This window comes from Limimaricola cinnabarinus, assembly GCF_047631075.1.
Taxonomy (GTDB): domain Bacteria; phylum Pseudomonadota; class Alphaproteobacteria; order Rhodobacterales; family Rhodobacteraceae; genus Limimaricola; species Limimaricola cinnabarinus.
Genome location: NZ_JBLHYX010000001.1, coordinates 186,561 through 202,434 on the forward strand (window position 1 = coordinate 186,561; position 15,874 = coordinate 202,434).

General features: G+C 66.3%; 14 protein-coding genes. 11 read left to right on the forward strand and 3 right to left on the reverse strand.

What is annotated here, in order from left to right:
* The first annotated feature begins 120 nt into the window (after positions 1-120).
* The 5 genes from rplB to rplP are packed head-to-tail and all read left to right on the forward strand — an operon-like array spanning position 121 to position 2,764.
* The gene (rplB, locus tag ACJASC_RS00985; RefSeq protein WP_021693207.1) at positions 121-963 is read left to right on the forward strand and encodes a 50S ribosomal protein L2; all 843 of its coding nucleotides are present in this window, start codon (positions 121-123) and stop codon (positions 961-963) included.
* A 3-nt stretch (positions 964-966) separates the two neighbouring features.
* A complete protein-coding gene (gene rpsS / locus ACJASC_RS00990) occupies positions 967-1,245 on the forward strand; it encodes a 30S ribosomal protein S19 (RefSeq protein ID WP_021693206.1) in 279 nt (92 codons plus the stop codon).
* Positions 1,246-1,248: 3 nt separating this feature from the next.
* On the forward strand, positions 1,249-1,629 hold the full coding sequence (gene rplV, locus ACJASC_RS00995) for a 50S ribosomal protein L22 (RefSeq protein WP_021693205.1): 381 nt from the start codon (positions 1,249-1,251) through the stop codon (positions 1,627-1,629).
* Positions 1,629-2,336 carry a 30S ribosomal protein S3 gene (gene rpsC / locus ACJASC_RS01000; protein ID WP_415142776.1) on the forward strand — a complete coding sequence of 236 codons (708 nt, stop codon included), beginning with the start codon at positions 1,629-1,631 and terminating at the stop codon, positions 2,334-2,336. Before rplV ends, rpsC begins: the two co-directional genes overlap by 1 nt.
* A gap of 14 nt (positions 2,337-2,350) precedes the next feature.
* Positions 2,351-2,764, forward strand: a complete 414-nt coding sequence (gene rplP, locus ACJASC_RS01005; RefSeq protein ID WP_021693203.1) for a 50S ribosomal protein L16 — start codon at positions 2,351-2,353, stop codon at positions 2,762-2,764.
* 134 nt (positions 2,765-2,898) lie between these two features.
* Here rplP and ACJASC_RS01010 read toward each other — a convergent pair whose 3' ends face one another.
* Positions 2,899-4,038, reverse strand: a complete 1,140-nt coding sequence (locus tag ACJASC_RS01010) for a THUMP domain-containing class I SAM-dependent RNA methyltransferase (protein ID WP_415142778.1) — start codon at positions 4,036-4,038, stop codon at positions 2,899-2,901.
* Positions 4,039-4,282: 244 nt separating this feature from the next.
* On the opposite strand from ACJASC_RS01010, the gene ACJASC_RS01015 reads away from it, so the two are divergent.
* Both ACJASC_RS01015 and ACJASC_RS01020 read left to right on the forward strand, forming a co-directional pair.
* Positions 4,283-5,464, forward strand: coding sequence for an ammonium transporter (locus tag ACJASC_RS01015; RefSeq protein WP_021693201.1), 1,182 nt, complete (start codon positions 4,283-4,285; stop codon positions 5,462-5,464).
* Between the two features lie 75 nt (positions 5,465-5,539).
* The gene (locus ACJASC_RS01020) at positions 5,540-5,911 is read left to right on the forward strand and encodes a rhodanese-like domain-containing protein (RefSeq protein WP_045319764.1); all 372 of its coding nucleotides are present in this window, start codon (positions 5,540-5,542) and stop codon (positions 5,909-5,911) included.
* 83 nt (positions 5,912-5,994) lie between these two features.
* Here ACJASC_RS01020 and ACJASC_RS01025 read toward each other — a convergent pair whose 3' ends face one another.
* Positions 5,995-6,789: an SDR family NAD(P)-dependent oxidoreductase gene (locus ACJASC_RS01025; protein WP_415142781.1), complete on the reverse strand. Its 795-nt coding sequence runs from the start codon at positions 6,787-6,789 to the stop codon at positions 5,995-5,997.
* 151 nt (positions 6,790-6,940) lie between these two features.
* On the opposite strand from ACJASC_RS01025, the gene treZ reads away from it, so the two are divergent.
* From treZ to glgX, 3 genes are all read left to right on the forward strand, one after another.
* Positions 6,941-8,701 (forward strand): malto-oligosyltrehalose trehalohydrolase, encoded by a 1,761-nt coding sequence (treZ, locus tag ACJASC_RS01030; protein ID WP_415142783.1) that lies wholly within the window; start codon positions 6,941-6,943, stop codon positions 8,699-8,701.
* The gene (gene treY / locus ACJASC_RS01035; protein ID WP_415142786.1) at positions 8,701-11,106 is read left to right on the forward strand and encodes a malto-oligosyltrehalose synthase; all 2,406 of its coding nucleotides are present in this window, start codon (positions 8,701-8,703) and stop codon (positions 11,104-11,106) included. The genes treZ and treY overlap by 1 nt, the downstream gene beginning before the upstream one ends.
* Before the next feature lie 180 nt (positions 11,107-11,286).
* Positions 11,287-13,452: a glycogen debranching protein GlgX gene (glgX, locus tag ACJASC_RS01040; protein WP_415142788.1), complete on the forward strand. Its 2,166-nt coding sequence runs from the start codon at positions 11,287-11,289 to the stop codon at positions 13,450-13,452.
* Positions 13,453-13,534: 82 nt separating this feature from the next.
* Here glgX and ACJASC_RS01045 read toward each other — a convergent pair whose 3' ends face one another.
* Complete coding sequence (locus ACJASC_RS01045; protein WP_415142790.1) at positions 13,535-14,839, reverse strand: dihydrolipoyl dehydrogenase family protein; 1,305 nt, start codon at positions 14,837-14,839, stop codon at positions 13,535-13,537.
* 164 nt (positions 14,840-15,003) lie between these two features.
* On the opposite strand from ACJASC_RS01045, the gene ACJASC_RS01050 reads away from it, so the two are divergent.
* The gene (locus tag ACJASC_RS01050; protein ID WP_415142792.1) at positions 15,004-15,858 is read left to right on the forward strand and encodes an SDR family oxidoreductase; all 855 of its coding nucleotides are present in this window, start codon (positions 15,004-15,006) and stop codon (positions 15,856-15,858) included.
* Positions 15,859-15,874 lie beyond the last annotated feature (16 nt).

The following is a 15,874-nucleotide window of genomic DNA, read 5'->3' on the forward strand; positions in this document are numbered from 1 at the left end:
GGTGCGGCCCCGGATTCGTCCGGGGCCGCTCCTTTTACGACAAGCCGGGGACCTTCGGGGCCCTAAACACAACCGGGCCATCCATTCGGGATCGCCCGCAAAGCAACGGAAGACACAAGCATGGCACTCAAGTCGTACAAGCCGACGACGCCGGGCCAGCGCGGGCTGGTGCTGATCGACCGTTCGGAGCTTTGGAAAGGACGCCCCGTCAAGGCCCTCACCGAGGGTCTGACGAAGTCGGGCGGCCGGAACAACACCGGACGGATCACGATGCGTCGTCGTGGTGGTGGTGCGAAGCGCCTCTACCGGATCGTCGATTTCAAGCGCAACAAGTTCGACATGCAGGCCGTCATCGCCCGCATCGAATACGACCCCAACCGAACCGCCTTCATCGCGCTGATCCAGTACGAAGACGGCGAACAGGCTTACATCCTGGCGCCGCAGCGCGTCTCGATCGGCGACAAGGTGATCGCGGGCGCCAAGGTCGACGTCAAGCCCGGCAACGCGATGCCCTTCTCGGGCATGCCGATCGGCACGATCGTCCACAACATCGAGATGAAGCCCGGCAAGGGTGGCCAGATCGCACGTTCGGCGGGCACCTATGCCCAGTTCGTCGGTCGCGATGGCGGCTACGCCCAGATCCGTCTCTCCTCGGGCGAGCTGCGTCTCGTGCGTCAGGAATGCATGGCGACGGTCGGCGCGGTCTCGAACGCGGACCACTCGAACCAGAATCTCGGCAAGGCCGGTCGCAACCGCCACTTCGGCAAGCGTCCCGCGGTCCGCGGCGTTGCGATGAACCCGATCGATCACCCGCATGGCGGTGGTGAAGGTCGGACATCGGGCGGCCGTCACCCGGTTACGCCCTGGGGCAAGCCGACCAAGGGTGCGCGCACCCGTGACAAGAACAAGGCGTCGTCGAAGCTCATCCTTCGTTCGCGCCACGCTCGCAAGAAAGGCCGTTAACACATGGCTCGTTCTGTTTGGAAAGGCCCTTTCGTCGATGCTTACGTGCTTAAGAAAGCCGAAGCGTCGCGCGAGTCCGGCCGCAACGAAGTGATCAAGATCTGGTCGCGCCGTTCGACGATCCTGCCCCAGTTCGTGGGCCTGACGTTCGGTGTGTACAACGGTCGCAAGCACATCCCCGTCAACGTCAGCGAAGACATGATCGGTCAGAAGTTCGGTGAGTATTCGCCCACCCGGACTTACACCGGCCACGCCGCTGATAAAAAAGCGAAGCGGAAGTAAGCCATGAGCAAGGACAAGAATCCCCGCCGCGTCGCCGACAACGAGGCGATGGCCAAGACCCGGATGCTGCGCACCAGCCCGCAGAAGCTCAACCTCGTTGCCGCGATGATCCGTGGCAAGAAGGTGGAGAAGGCCCTTACGGACCTGACCTTCTCGAAGAAGCGCATCGCCGCCGACGTCAAGAAGTGCCTGCAGTCCGCGATCGCGAACGCCGAGAACAATCACAACCTTGATGTCGACGAACTCGTCGTCGCCGAGGCTTGGGTTGGCAAGAACCTGATCATGAAGCGTGGTCGTCCGCGGGCTCGTGGCCGGTTCGGCAAGATCGTCAAGCCGTTCTCGGAACTCACCATCACGGTTCGTCAGGTCGAGGAGCAAGCCTAATGGGTAACAAGGTCAATCCCGTCGGCATGCGGCTCCAGGTCAACCGGACCTGGGACAGCCGCTGGTACGCCGACACCAAGGACTACGGCGATCTTCTTCTCGAAGACCTCAAGATCAAGGACTTCATCAAGAAGGAAGCCAAGCAGGCCGGCATCAGCCGCGTGATCATCGAGCGCCCGCACCGCAAGTGCCGGGTCACGATCCACGCCGCGCGTCCGGGCGTCATCATCGGCAAGAAAGGCGCGGACATCGAGACGCTGCGCAAGAAGCTGGCGAACCTGACGAAGTCCGAGCTGCACCTCAACATCGTCGAGGTTCGCAAGCCCGAGCTCGACGCCGCTCTGGTCGGCGAGTCCATCGCCCAGCAGCTCGAGCGCCGGGTGTCGTTCCGTCGCGCGATGAAGCGTGCGGTGCAGAACGCGATGCGCATGGGGGCCCTGGGCATCCGTGTGAACGTCGCCGGTCGTCTCGGCGGTGCCGAGATCGCGCGGACCGAATGGTATCGCGAGGGCCGGGTGCCGCTGCATACGCTGCGCGCCGACATCGACTATGCGCTGTCCGAAGCCGTGACCCCCTATGGCATCATCGGGATCAAGGTCTGGATCTTCAAAGGCGAGATCATGGAACATGATCCGCAGGCGCGTGACCGTAAACAGGCCGAGCTGCAAGAGGGCCCCGTGCCCCGCGGCGCCGGCGGCCGCCGGTAAGGGAGGGCTGAGACATGCTTCAACCGAAGCGCACAAAGTTCCGCAAGCAGCACAAGGGCCGCATCCATGGTGAGGCCAAGGGCGGCTTCAACCTGGACTTCGGCTCCTTCGGCCTCAAGGCCGTTCAGCCCGAGCGCATCACGGCGCGTCAGATCGAGGCGGCTCGCCGCGCACTGACCCGTCACATGAAGCGTCAGGGCCGGGTCTGGATCCGGATCTTCCCGGACACGCCCGTGACCTCCAAGCCCACCGAAGTCCGGATGGGTAAGGGTAAGGGTTCGGTCGATTTCTGGGCCGCCAAGGTCAAGCCGGGCCGCGTGATGTTCGAGATCGACGGCGTTAGCGAAAGCGTCGCTCGCGAGGCCCTGCGCCTTGCCGCGATGAAGCTGCCGATCAAGACCCGCACCGTGGTCCGCGAGGACTGGTAAGCGGATCGGGGCCCGAAAGCTCCGATGAGACAGGAAGGCCCCCGCCGAGAGATCGGTGGGGGCCTTTTCATTTCGAAAGGTAACGCGGCGGGCGGGTTTGGCGCACACGCCCCGCAGTCGGCAGCGCGACGGGCTCAGCCGATCGGCGGGGCGGTGAAGAGTGTGATCTTGAGCCCGCCATGAGGCACCGCGGGCCCCCATGGGGTCACCGGCAGGCCGGTGGCACGGGCCAGACCGGGCTCGCTCGTGACGATGCCGACGCGCCAGCCGCGAAAATTGCGGCGCAGCGTTTCGCCCAGCGCGCCGTGCAGCCTGTAGAGCAGCTTCTTGTTGCCGATCCGCCCGCCATAGGGCGGATTGACGATGACGAGGCCCGGCGGGCCATCGGCCGGGGCCGCGTCGCTTATGGCAGCGTGGCCGAACGAGGCGATGTCATCGAGCCCGGCCCGCTCGGCATTGGCGCGCGCCCCCGATATGGCGCCCGCGTCGCGGTCCGATCCGGCAAAGCGCAGACCAGTGGCCCTCCCGCTGGCGGCACCATCGCGCATCCGGGCCCAGCGTTCGGCATCGAAGCTCGCCAACCGTTCGAAAGCGAAGGAGCGCGTCAGGCCGGGCGCACGGCCCGCGGCGATCCCGGCTGCCTCCAGCACGAAGGTGCCCGAGCCGCACATCGGATCGTAAACCGGCTCGCGCCCGTCATATCCGCAGGCGCGCAGGAACAGGGCCGCCAGCGTCTCGCGCATCGGGGCCTTGCCGACGAACTGCTTGGTGCCGCGCCGGTGCAGCGGCGCGCCCGAACTGTCGAGGCTGATCAGCACCTCGTTGTCCTCGATCCGCACCTTGATCGCGATGGCGCTCGCATCGGATTCCTCGCCGTCCTCCGCGCCTTGGGCGATCACGGCGCCAAAGGCTTCGAGCGCCGTTTCGATGCGCTGTTTCGCGGCGCCTGCGTGGTAGATCTTGGAGCGGCGGCAGACCACATCGACGCGCACCGTCTCGCCCGACCGCAGGACCTGCTCCCATGCGAACTTGCGCGCCCGCTTGTCAAGCTGCGCGAGGTGAAAGGCCATGAAACCGCCGATCCGCACCAGCACCCGACCCGCGCCGCGCAGTTCGAGATTGGCGCGCCAGACCTCGTTCCAGCCGCCGCGTGTGGTCACGCCCCCCGGCACCGTGGCGGGGGCATCGAAACCCTTTTCGCGCGCCTCGTCAGCCAGTAGCGGTTCAAGCCCCGGAGGGGCCTGCAGGAAGATCTCGAATATGTTGTCGGTCATGCTTGTCCCATAGCGGCATCGGCCGGCTGCCGCGACGGGTTTCTGGCGCGGGGCAGGGGGAAAGGCCGGATTTCGGATGAGCCGACAATCATGCCATTCGCGCTCCGAACAGCCCAAATATTGTGCGGTTCAGGTACTGCCCCCGAATTGCGCAGCGTTACCGAGGTTTGCCGTTTAATTGGCCGTTCCGGTCAGCTTTTTCGCGGCAACCCCTGCTGCGTGGACTGTCGAAAGGAATCATCGAATGAATGGAGCGGATACGGCCTGGATCATCACCGCAACGGCGCTGGTCCTGTTCATGACTCTGCCGGGTCTGGCGCTCTTTTATGGCGGGCTCGTACGCGCCCGCAACGTGCTCAGCGTGTTCATGCACTGCTACGCCATCGCCTGCCTGATGAGCGTATTGTGGTTCGGGTTCGGCTACTCCATCGCCTTCGGCCCCGGCACGGGCGGCCTCTGGGGCGGGCTGTCCAAGGCCTTTCTCACGGGCGTCGATGCCGACAGCCTGTCCGGCACGCTGCCCGAGATCCTGTTCTTCGCGTTCCAGATGACCTTCGCGATCATCACGCCCGCGCTGATCGTCGGCGCCTATGTGGAGCGCGTCGGCTTCGGTTTCGTGCTGCTGTTCTCGGGGCTGTGGATGCTCGTCGTATATGCGCCGGTGGTGCACTGGATCTGGGGCGGCGGCATGCTGGCCGATGGCGGCATCTTCGGCGAAACCGGGGTGCGCGACTTCGCGGGCGGCATCGTGGTGCACGAGACCGCCGGTCTCGCGGCGCTGCTGCTGGCGCTGTTCCTCGGCCCGCGCCGTACCACCACCACGCCGCCGCACAACCCGGGCTATGTGATGATCGGCGCGGCGATGCTCTGGGTCGGCTGGTTCGGCTTCAACGGCGGCAGCCAGCTTGCCGCCGATGGCGGAGCGGCGATGGCGATCACCGTCACGCATCTATCGGCGGCCTCCGCCTCGCTCGCCTGGGCGCTGTGGGAAAAGGTCAAGTTCGGCAAGGCGTCGCTCGTGGGCCTCGTCACCGGCACCATCGCGGGGCTGGCCTCGATCACGCCGGCCTCGGGTTTCGTCGGCCCGGTCGAGGCGCTGGTTATCGGCGCCGTTGCCGGCGTGCTGTGTCAGGAGGCGGTGCACCTGTTCCGGGTGAAGCTCAGGGTCGACGATTCGCTCGACGTCTTTGCAGTGCACGGGGTGGGGGGTATCTTCGGTACGATCATGATCGCGGTGTTCGGGGCGGGCACTTGGACGGCGCAGCTTGGCGGTCTCGCGGTGGTCGGGATCTGGACCGTGGTGGCGACCGTGGTGCTGATCAAGCTCGTAGGCCTCGTGACACCGCTGCGGGTGAGCCGCGACATCGAGACCGAGGGGCTCGACCTCGCGGTGCATGGAGAGCGGGCCTACGACGCCGCCTCTTGAGGCGGGCAGGGCTCAGGCTACATTTCGCGGCGCGGCTCCGACGGGGTCGCGCCGTTTCATTTTCAGGGGGCATCCATGAAAACCGCCAAGGACTATCTCGACGAAGCCAATGCGCAGGTCACGCGCATCCCCGCCGAAGAGGCGATCAAGAAGCATGGCGGTGACGCGCTCTTCGTCGATGTGCGCGACTCGGGCGCGATTGAGAAGACCGGCACCATCGAAGGCGCGCTGCGCGCTCCGCGCGGCTTCATCGAGTTCATGGCCGACGATGCGAGCCAGTATCACGATCCGAAATTCCGCAAGGACGCCGACATCCATCTCGTCTGCGGCGCGGGCGGGCAGGCGGCGCTCGCGGGCAAGACGCTTAAAGAGATGGGCTTCGAGAACGTCACCAATATCGGCGGCATCGGCGACTGGAAGGAAGCCGGCGGCCCGATGGAGGATTGATCCTCGCATAGACGTTACAGGCGAAGGGGCCACGCCGATGGCGCGGCCCCTTTGTCATGGGTGCCGGATGGCCGGGGCGGATGTCAGATGTTCATCGTGCCGACCGAGCCGCCATCGACGCGGTAGGCCGATCCCACGGTGAAGCTGGCCCGATCCGAGCACAGCAGCGCGATCACCGGGGCCACCTCCTCGACGCGGCCGCGGCGGCCCAGCGTCAGGAACGGGCGTTCTTCCTTCAGGAAGCTCTCGATCGCCTCGTCCATGCTCACGCCCAGCTCCTTGGCGCGCTTTTCCATCATGCCATCGGTCATCGGCGTCTCGATGAAGGCGGGCGATACGGTGTTGAACAGCACACCCTTGGGCGCATAGGGCATCGACACGCATTTGGTGAAGTTCAGAAGCGCCGCCTTGGCAGCGTTGTAGACCGCCTCGTCGGCATAGGGCTGCACCGCGTTTTCCGAGGTCACGAAGACGACCCGGCCCCATCCCTTGTCGACCATCCCCGGCACCAGCGCGCGGCTGAGGCGCACGGCGGACATGAAGTCGATCTCCCACGCCTCCATCCAGTCGTCATCGGTCATCTCGAGCGGGTCGCCCTTGGCGCCGGTGACGCCGGCGGCATGCACGAGGATGTCGCAGCCGCCCAGTTCTGCGAGCCTGTCCTTGAGCCGGGCGATGTCGCCCGTATCGGTCAGGTCGGCGGCCATGGTGCCCGCCGTGCCGCCGAGCTGCGCATCGGCCTTCTCGAGGGCGGCGGGGTCGAGGTCGGTCAGAAAGGGATGCGCGCCCTCCTGCTTGAGCAGCTTGGCCACTTCGATGCCCATGCCGCCCGAGCCGCCGGTGATGAGGGCGCGCTTGTCCTTGATGCCGAGATCCATGCAAATGCTCCGTCTGTACAGGATCGGACCGAATGTGGCCCTTTGGCGGCACAAGGGCCGAAATCGCGGCTTGTTCCCTGACGAGTTGTCGCGCCCCATGGAACTGGCGACCCCGCAGACCTGTTCGCGTGAGAGGGCAAAGAGGATCGACATGACGCAGGACACATCGCCGACGGCTGACGGCAAGGCCGTTTCAAGGCACCGCTGGGGCGCGACGCCCGACGGCAAAGGGCGCTGGCATTTCGGTCTCTGGGCGCCATCGGCCCAGAAGGTTGCGCTTTGGCTCGACGGGGCCGAGACCGCCATGCGGAAGGGTGAAGACGGCTTCTGGAGCGTCAGCGCCGAAGCCGAGGCAGGCCTCGATTATGCCTTTGTCGTCGATGGCGAGCGCCGGCCCGATCCGGCGGCTCGGCGACAGGCTGGCGACGTGCACGGCCCCTCGACCTTGGTGGACCCCGCCGCGCGCCGGTGGAAGAAGAACTGGGCCGGGCGGGTCTGGGACGAGGCCGTGATCTACGAGATGCATGTGGGCACCTTCACGCCCGAAGGCACCTTCAAGGCCGCGAGCGCCAAGATGCAGGAACTGGCCGATCTCGGCATCACCGCGATCGAGCTGATGCCCGTCGGCCAATGGCAGGGCGCGCGGGGCTGGGGCTATGACGGGGTGCTGCCTTATGCGCCGCACCCCGCCTATGGCACGCCAGAAGAGATGCAGGATCTTGTCGAGACGGCGCAGGCCGCCGGGATGATGGTGATCCTCGACGTGGTCTATAACCATTTCGGCCCTGATGGCGCCTATCTGCATGCCTATGCGCCCGAGTTCTTCGAGGAGGAGCGCCATACGCCTTGGGGGGCCGCGATCGATTTCACCAAGCCCGCCGTGCGCGAGTTCTTCATCGAGAATGCCCTCTACTGGCTGCGCGACTACCGGCTCGACGGGCTCAGGCTCGACGCCGTGCATCAGATCATCGATCCTTCACCGCACCATGTTCTAGTCGAACTGGGCGAAAGGGTGCATGAGCTGCAGTTCGATCGCCCGCTGCACCTGATCACCGAGGACGAGCGCAACGAGCCCGAATTGCGTGACACCGGCTGCTACGTGGCGAGCTGGAACGACGACTACCACCACGCCGTGCACACGGCGCTCACCGGCGAAAGCGAGGGCTATTACGCCCCCTTCGCGCATGACCCGATCGGTGATCTGGTGCTGGCGCTGACGCGCGGCCATGTCGAGGAGGGCCAGCCGCGGCACGGCAAGGAAACGCGGCGCGGACGACCCGCCTCGCACCTGCCATGGACCAGCTTCGTCAACTCGAACCAGACGCATGATCAGGTCGGCAACCGCGCCTTGGGCGAACGGCTCGTGTCGCTCGCCGATCCCCGCGCCGCCGAAGTGGCGCATGCGATGCTGCTTACCTCGCCCTTCGTGCCGATGCTCTTCATGGGCGAGGAGGTCGGCGAGACCGCGCCCTTCCTGTTCTTTTGCGACCATGAGGGCGAGCTTGCGCGGCTCACGCGGGAAGGGCGGCAGCGGGAGTTCAAGGATTTCCTCAGCTTCGGCGAGGAGGTGCCCGATCCCAACGCCAAGGAGACCTTCGAGCGCTCGCGTCCCTTTCAGGGGCCACCCGAGCAGATGCAGCACTGGCGCGATCTCACACAGCACTTGCTTGAGCTGCGCGCCGAGCGCATCGTGCCTTTGATGACATCGGGCCGTGCCGGACCCGCGCGCGTCGCCCGGACCGGTCCGCGCGCGATCTCGGCGCTGTGGCCCTTCAAGGACGGCTATGTGGTGGCGCGCATCAATCTTGGCTCTCCGCCGGACACGCCACCCACCACCGAACCGCACGACTTCGCCATCGGCGATCCCGCCGCCGATCCCTTCGCATTCGCCCTGATCGTGAGCCGCAATTGATGACCACCCAGAAACTCCCCCGTGCCACCTACCGGCTGCAATTGCGCGAGGGTATGGATTTCGACCGCGCTACCCGGCTCGTGCCTTATCTCGCCGGTCTCGGGATCAGCCATCTCTACCTGTCGCCGGTCTTTACCGCCGCGTCGGGCTCAACCCATGGCTACGACGTGACCAACGCCGCCGAGATTGACCCGACCTTGGGCGGTCGCGTCGCGTTCGACGCTCTGGCGCAGGCGGCCAAGTCCGCCGGCCTCGGGATCATTCTCGACATCGTGCCGAACCACACGGCCTTTCATCTGGAAAACCCGTGGCTGCGCGACGTGCTGCGCCATGGCCAGGACAGCCGCTATGCCCGGCATTTCGACATCGACTGGGGCAAGGGGCGGTTGGTGCTGCCGTTTCTGGGCGAACCCTTCGAGGAGATGCTCGAGGCGGGGGCGTTCCGGCTTGAGGAGGGTGAGGACGGGCCACAGCTCGCCACCGAGCATTTCGCCATCCCGATGACCCAAGGCACGCTGCCCTCCGAAGAGATGCGCCGCGACCCTCAGGCGATCCGCGACGCGCATGCGGCCCAGCCTTGGCGGCTGACCCATTGGGAATACGAGCGTGACGGCGTCACGCATCGGCGCTTCTTCAACGTTACCGGCCTGATCGGCATGCGGGTTGAGGACGAGGCGGTGTTCAACGACATGCATGCGCTACTGTTCGAGCTTCTGGAAAAGGATCTGGTGCAGGGCATCCGGCTCGATCATATCGACGGGCTTGCCGATCCGGCGGCCTATCTGCAGCGCCTGCGCGACCATGTCGGCGACACGCCGATCTGGATCGAGAAGATCCTGACCGGCGACGAAAGCGTGCCCGCCTCCTGGCCGATCGAGGGCACCACCGGCTACGAGGCGGCGCGCGCCATTTCGCGCATCCTCACCGATGCCGAAGGGCTGGCGCGGCTCGACGAAAGCTGGCGCCGCGAGACGGGGCGCGAGGGCAGCTTTCACGACGCGCTTCTCAAGGCCAAGAACGAGGTGATCCGTCAGGAGCTGGCGGCCGAAATGCACCAGCTCATCGACATGGCGCGCACCGCCGTCGGCCCCGAGGACGCGCTCGAGATCGGCGACGAAGCGCTGCGCGAGGCGGTGATCGCTCTGCTCGTCGCCTTCCCGCGCTATCGCACCTATTTCGCCGAAGGGCAGACGCCGTCCGAGGAGGAGCGCGCCCTGATGGAGGACGTCGCCGCCGAGGCGGGCGAAAACCTGCGTTCGGATGCCACGGTCAAGCGTATCACCGGCTTCATCATCGACCCCCAGACGCCCGAGGAGCGCGCGTTGCAGGTCCGCTTCCAGCAGGTCACCGGCGCGCTTCTGGCCAAGGCGCATGAGGACACGGCAGGCTTCCGCTGGAACCGCTTCATCGCCGCCAACGAGGTCGGAGCCGACCCCGATCATCCGACCATCGAGGTCGAGGAACTGTCGGGCTGGTTGCAGCGTCGCGCGCCCAGCGAGATGACGCTCACCTCGACGCATGATACCAAACGCTCCGAGGACGCGCGGATGCGCCTCGTCGCGGTGAGCCATCTACCCGAGGCGTTCCTCGCGCTGTGGGAGCACAGCGAGAGCGTCGATGGCGCCAAGGAAATCGACCCGAACCTGCGCTGGTACATCCTGCAGACGCTTCTGGCGATGTGGGAGACAGGGCGTGGCGACATCGCAGAACGGCTGGGCCAGCATGTCGAGAAGGCGATGCGCGAGGCCAAGGAGGTTACCACCTGGACCCATCAGGACCCCGAAGCCGAGGCTGCCGCGCAGCGTTTCGCCAAGGCGCTGGCCAAAAGCTGGGATGGCGAGCTGCCAGCGGGGGCTGGTCAACTGATGGCGCGGGGCGAGGCGTTGTCATTGGCGCAGACGGCGCTGAAGCTGCTGATGCCGGGCATTCCCGATATCTATCAGGGCGCCGAGGTGGGTGCATTCCAGCTCACCGATCCGGACAACCGCATGGCGGTGGATTTCCGCGCCATCGCGGATCTGGCGATACGCGGCGCGCCCGATTGCTTCGCCCACGATGTGCCGGTGGACGACATCCCCGGTCCCGCCTCCACCGGCGGACCCGAGCCCGAGCCGGCACCGGGGCTCGACAGCTTCGCGGGCCGAAAGGCCCGGCTGATCTGCGCCGGTCTGTCGCTGCGCCGCCTGCGGCCGGAGTTCTTCGAGACCGCCGAGGTCAGGCTTGAGGCTCCAACGCCGGACCGGCTGGTGCTGACCCGCGAGGGGTCCGAGGGCCGGCTCGAACTGAGCATCGATCGGCAGGGCCATGCGATCGGAGCCGCGCCGGGGCCGCAGCGCATCTGGCCGCAGCTCGAGGTCGATCTCGACGCCCCGGTCTGCCTCGAATGGCACCCGAAGCAGGAATGAGGCATCGGTGAAGGGGGGGAGGAACCCCCTTCGCCCCTTCGGCGTTGCCGCAGCAGCCTCCAGTTCGTGCGGGGGCATTCACGCGTGCCCGCATCCCCAGTTTTCCATCTCCGGCATGGTTCCCCGTGCCGGTCATCCGCGCCGCTTTGCCGAGCGCCGCTACGGAGTTCAGAGATCCCGATGGCCAAGGATATCCAACCGAACCTGCCGACTTTCGACCTTGCCGCCTCGCGCTCGGACGCGCTGGGCGCCAATTACGATGGGTATGGCACCAATTTCGCACTCTGGTCCGACAACGCGACCGCCGTGCAACTCTGCCTGTTCGACGACGAGGGCCAAGAGCAGATCGCCTGCCTCGACATGCCGCGCATGGAAGGCGGGATCTGGCACGGCTATCTGCCCGATGTCGGACCGGGCCAGGTCTATGGCTACCGCGTGCATGGCCCCTGGGCCCCCGAGGAGGGCCATCGCTTCAACCCCAACAAGCTGCTGCTCGACCCTTATGCGCGCGAACTCAAGGGCGAGGTGATCTGGGACCCCGCCGTCTTCGGCTATACCCAGCCGGGCGACGATCTGGAGGGTCCCGATCCGCGTGACAGCGCGCCCTTCGTGCCCAAGGGCGTGGTGGTCGATACCGATTTCGACTGGGAGGCGGACTCTGCGCTGCGCCGCCGCTGGCAGAACGGCCTGATCTACGAGACCCACGTCAAGGGCGCGACGATGCTGCATCCCGACGTGCCCGAAGAGGATCGCGGCACCTTCGAAGGGCTCGCCTCGGACGCCTTCATCGACCACCTGACCCGGATCGGCGCCAGCGCGGTGGAGCTTCTGCCGATCCACGCCTTCGCCAACGATGGACACCTCGCCGAAAAGGGCCTGTCGAACTACTGGGGGTACAACACCCTGTCGTTCTTCGCGCCGCACAAGCCGTTCCTCAAGTCGGGCTCCTACCGCGAGGTGAAGCAGGCAGTGAAGAAGTTCCACGCCGCCGGTCTCGAGGTGATCCTCGACGTGGTCTACAACCACACCTGCGAAGGCAACGAGATGGGTCCGACCCTGTCGTTCCGTGGCATCGACAACGCGTCCTATTACCTGCTTTCGCCCGAGAACAAGCGTCACAGCTTCGACACCACCGGCACCGGCAACACCCTGAACGTGGAGCATCCGATGGTGCTGCGCATGGTGCTCGACAGCTTGCGTTACTGGGTGCAGGTGATGCATGTCGACGGCTTCCGCTTCGATCTCGCCTCGACGCTGGGCCGAGAGGCGATGGGCTTCGAGCGCGAGGGGTCGTTCTTCGCGGCCATCCGTCAGGACCCGGTGCTTTCGACCGTGAAGCTGATCGCCGAGCCTTGGGACATCGGCGACGGTGGCTATCAGGTCGGCGGCTTCCCTTGGCCGTTCCGCGAATGGAACGACAAGGCGCGCGATGACACCCGCGCCTTCTGGCGTCGCGACAAGGGCCTCGTGCCCGCGATGGCCGAGCGGCTGACCGGCTCGCCAGTGCAGTTCAACCATTCGCACCGCCCCGCGACCTCCTCGATCAACTTCCTTGCCGCGCATGACGGCTTCACCCTGTGGGACACGGTGTCCTATAATGAGAAGCATAACGAAGCGAATGGCGAGGACGGCAAGGACGGCCATTCTAACAACCTGTCGGACAACATGGGCGTCGAGGGGGCAACCGACGACGAGACCGTGAACGAAAGCCGGGTGCGGCGGGTCAAGGCGATGCTGGCGACGCTGCTGATGAGCCAAGGCGTGCCGATGATCCTTGCCGGTGACGATTTCGGCCAGACCCAAGGCGGCAACAACAACGCCTATTGTCAGGACAACGAGATCGCCTGGCTCGATTGGAAGAACGGCCGCGAAGAGATCACCCGCGCGGTCGCCGATCTCATGGCCTTCCGTAAGGCCGAGGGCGGTCTGGCGCGGCTGCGTTTCGCCAAGGCGCCCGAGGACGCGCCCGATGGCGGTCCGACCGTCACGTGGCGCCACCCCGAGGGGCGCTCGATGGAGCCGGGCGATTGGGAAAACCCCGATCTGAGCTGTTTCGGCATGCGTCTTGTGCCGCACAGCGAAGGTCGCGAGGTGATGGTGGTGCTGAACTCGGGCGACAATTGCGAGTTCAAGCTGCCCAAGGGCGGCTGGCGCCGGGCGATCGACACCACGCTCGATCCGGTGAGCTGCGACACGCCCGAGCAGGGTATGGTCGGCGTCGGCTGGCAATCGGTGGTGGTCTGGGTCCCGGATCACGAAGCCGAAATCGAGACCGATGACGAAGGCCAGTCCGACGCGGCCAAACCAGCCGGTGACGACGCGGCCGACACCTCCGAAACCGCCTGAGCCCACGAAGTCGCCAAGATGCGACAAGGTCGGCCCGGATCACCGGGCCGGCCTTTCTCGTGCTGTCAGATGTCTCATAGGCTCAGCCCATGGCCTCCTCGGAGGTCGAGGGATGCACCCCCAGCGCCCGCTGCATGGCTTCGCGGTTGGGGCGGTGCAGAAGCATCTGCGCCGCCCACGCAATGGCTTCATGCGCGCCTTCGGCCACCAGCGACACAGAGGTCACGGCGGTGTCCGAACCGCCGAGGCCCCAGTAATCCTGCGGCGCGTCCGCGCGTAGCGCCGCCGAAAGCGGCGACAGCGTCGCCTCGTCGAAGATTGCCTCGGGAGAGGGCTGCCCGACCTCGCTCACCGGCGGCAGCACGAAGGCGGTCGTGGCGACATGGCGCAACTCCACCGGGTCGCGATGTGTGCCGAAGAGCTGCCGCGCTAGTGTTTCGCCGTCGCTTGACGCCACGGGCGTCAGTGGCAACCGGTCGGCACAGTCTCCCACCGCATGCAGGCCCGGCAAGGATGTCTCGAACCGCGCGTCGATCTTCAAAACACCCTTCTCGGTCAGCGCCACGCGGTCCTTGAGTGCGCCCAATACGCCGAGATTGGGGGCGCGTCCGGTGGCGGCGACGACCTTGTCGACCTTGAGCACCGTCTCGGCGTCGAGCACCAGTTCCAGCCCGTCCCCGGCCTGCCGCACCGCCTCGGGCGTGCAGCTCGTGACAAGGCGGATGCCCTGCGCCTCCATGTTGCGCTGTCCCACCAGCGCGGCGTTCTCGGAGAACTCGGTCAGCACGCGGTCGGTGTCCGTCACCAGCGTCACACGCACGCCCAATGCCGCGTGGATCGCCGCCATCTCGCAGCCGATATAGCCGCCGCCGATGATCGCGATGGAGCGGGGCAAGGTGGTCCAGTTGAGCACCTCGTCGCTGTCGCAGGCAAGCGCCGCGCCTTCCATGTCGGGCTTGATAGGATGGCCACCGGTGGCCAGCACGATGCGCGGCGCGTGCAGCCGCTGGCCCGAGATCGTCACCTCGCCCGGCGCGGTCAGCCCGGCCGTATCCTCGATCAGGTGAACGCCCGCATCCTTGAGCGTCTCGCGGTAGCTTTGCCGGATGCTCTCCAGCTTGTCGCCGCGCGCGGCGCAGAGCCGCGCCATGTCGACCTGCGGCGCGGGGCCCAAGATGCCTGCGCGCGTCAGCCCGCTTCCGCGATGCAGAGCATCGGCCACGGTCCAGAGCATCTTCTTGGGAACGCAGCCCCGGTTGACGCAGGTGCCGCCCAGTTCGGCGCGCTCGATGAGGGCGATCTTGCGCCCCAGCCCCGCCGCCTGCCGCGCGAAGGACAACCCGGCCGAGCCTCCGCCGATGACGATGGCGTCATACTCTGTGTCCATTGGGCTCTCCTGTAACTGGCTTCAAGAGGCAACCGGGGCCATGGGGCCGAAGTTCCCCCCTTGTCCCGTGTGGCGGATCCCTGCCTTCGCAACCGTACAGGGCCGGAACTGTCGCGGATGCGGGCCCGTTTTCCTCCGAACCCAGCTCGAACAGGGAGATCCCCATGACCGAACCCAAGGACATGCCCGCTCAATCCCAGGACCACATGCCAGGCAACGAGCACGAGATGCAGCCCGCCCCCGACTACACGCCGCGCCATCCGGGCGTCGGCAAGCTCGAAGGCAAGGTCGCGCTCGTCACCGGCGGCGACAGCGGCATCGGCCGCGCCGTTTCGGTGCTGTTCGCGCGCGAGGGCGCCAAGCTCGCCATCGCCTATCTCGAAGAGGACCGCGACGCCGAGGACACGAAGCGGTTGGTCGAGGAGGAGGGCTCCGAAGCGCTGCTCATTCGCGGCGATCTCGGTGAGAAGGTGCACTGCGAAGCGGCGGTGGCCAAGACGGTCGAACAATACGGCAAGCTCGACGTGCTGATCATCAATGCGGCGCAGCAATGGCTCGACGACGGGCTCGAGGACATCTCCGAAGAGCGGCTGCGCCGCACCATCGACAGCAACATCATGCATCCGATGTTCATCACCCAAGCTGCACTGCCGCATCTCAAGGAGGGCGACGCGGTGGTCTACACGACCTCCGTGAACGCCTTCAAGGGCAACGCCGGTCTCGTCACCTACTCGACGACGCGCGGCGCGACGCTGGCACTGTCGCGCTCCATGTCATCGGCACTGGCCGAAAAGGGCATCCGCGTCAATGCCGTGGCGCCGGGCCCGGTCTGGACGCCGTTCATTCCCGGCTCGATGCCGCCCGACATGGTCGAGGGCTTCGGAAAGAACACGCCCTTGGGTCGTCCCGGCCAGCCTTGGGAGGTGGCGACCGCCTACCTGTTCCTCGCCTCGTCCGACGGCAATTATTTCACCGGGCAGACGCTGCACCCCAACGGCGGCAAGATCGTCGGCGCCTGAGGTGCTAAAACCTCGC

Bases quoted from the DNA above. Each gene is read 5' to 3' on its own strand.
- rplB (WP_021693207.1), top strand. From the start codon at position 121: ATGGCACTCAAGTCGTACAAGCCGACGACGCCGGGCCAGCGCGGGCTG.
- rpsS (WP_021693206.1), top strand. From the start codon at position 967: ATGGCTCGTTCTGTTTGGAAAGGCCCTTTCGTCGATGCTTACGTGCTT.
- rplV (WP_021693205.1), top strand. From the start codon at position 1,249: ATGAGCAAGGACAAGAATCCCCGCCGCGTCGCCGACAACGAGGCGATG.
- rpsC (WP_415142776.1), top strand. From the start codon at position 1,629: ATGGGTAACAAGGTCAATCCCGTCGGCATGCGGCTCCAGGTCAACCGG.
- rplP (WP_021693203.1), top strand. From the start codon at position 2,351: ATGCTTCAACCGAAGCGCACAAAGTTCCGCAAGCAGCACAAGGGCCGC.
- ACJASC_RS01010 (WP_415142778.1), bottom strand. From the start codon at position 4,038: ATGACCGACAACATATTCGAGATCTTCCTGCAGGCCCCTCCGGGGCTT.
- ACJASC_RS01015 (WP_021693201.1), top strand. From the start codon at position 4,283: ATGAATGGAGCGGATACGGCCTGGATCATCACCGCAACGGCGCTGGTC.
- ACJASC_RS01020 (WP_045319764.1), top strand. From the start codon at position 5,540: ATGAAAACCGCCAAGGACTATCTCGACGAAGCCAATGCGCAGGTCACG.
- ACJASC_RS01025 (WP_415142781.1), bottom strand. From the start codon at position 6,789: ATGGATCTCGGCATCAAGGACAAGCGCGCCCTCATCACCGGCGGCTCG.
- treZ (WP_415142783.1), top strand. From the start codon at position 6,941: ATGACGCAGGACACATCGCCGACGGCTGACGGCAAGGCCGTTTCAAGG.
- treY (WP_415142786.1), top strand. From the start codon at position 8,701: ATGACCACCCAGAAACTCCCCCGTGCCACCTACCGGCTGCAATTGCGC.
- glgX (WP_415142788.1), top strand. From the start codon at position 11,287: ATGGCCAAGGATATCCAACCGAACCTGCCGACTTTCGACCTTGCCGCC.
- ACJASC_RS01045 (WP_415142790.1), bottom strand. From the start codon at position 14,839: ATGGACACAGAGTATGACGCCATCGTCATCGGCGGAGGCTCGGCCGGG.
- ACJASC_RS01050 (WP_415142792.1), top strand. From the start codon at position 15,004: ATGACCGAACCCAAGGACATGCCCGCTCAATCCCAGGACCACATGCCA.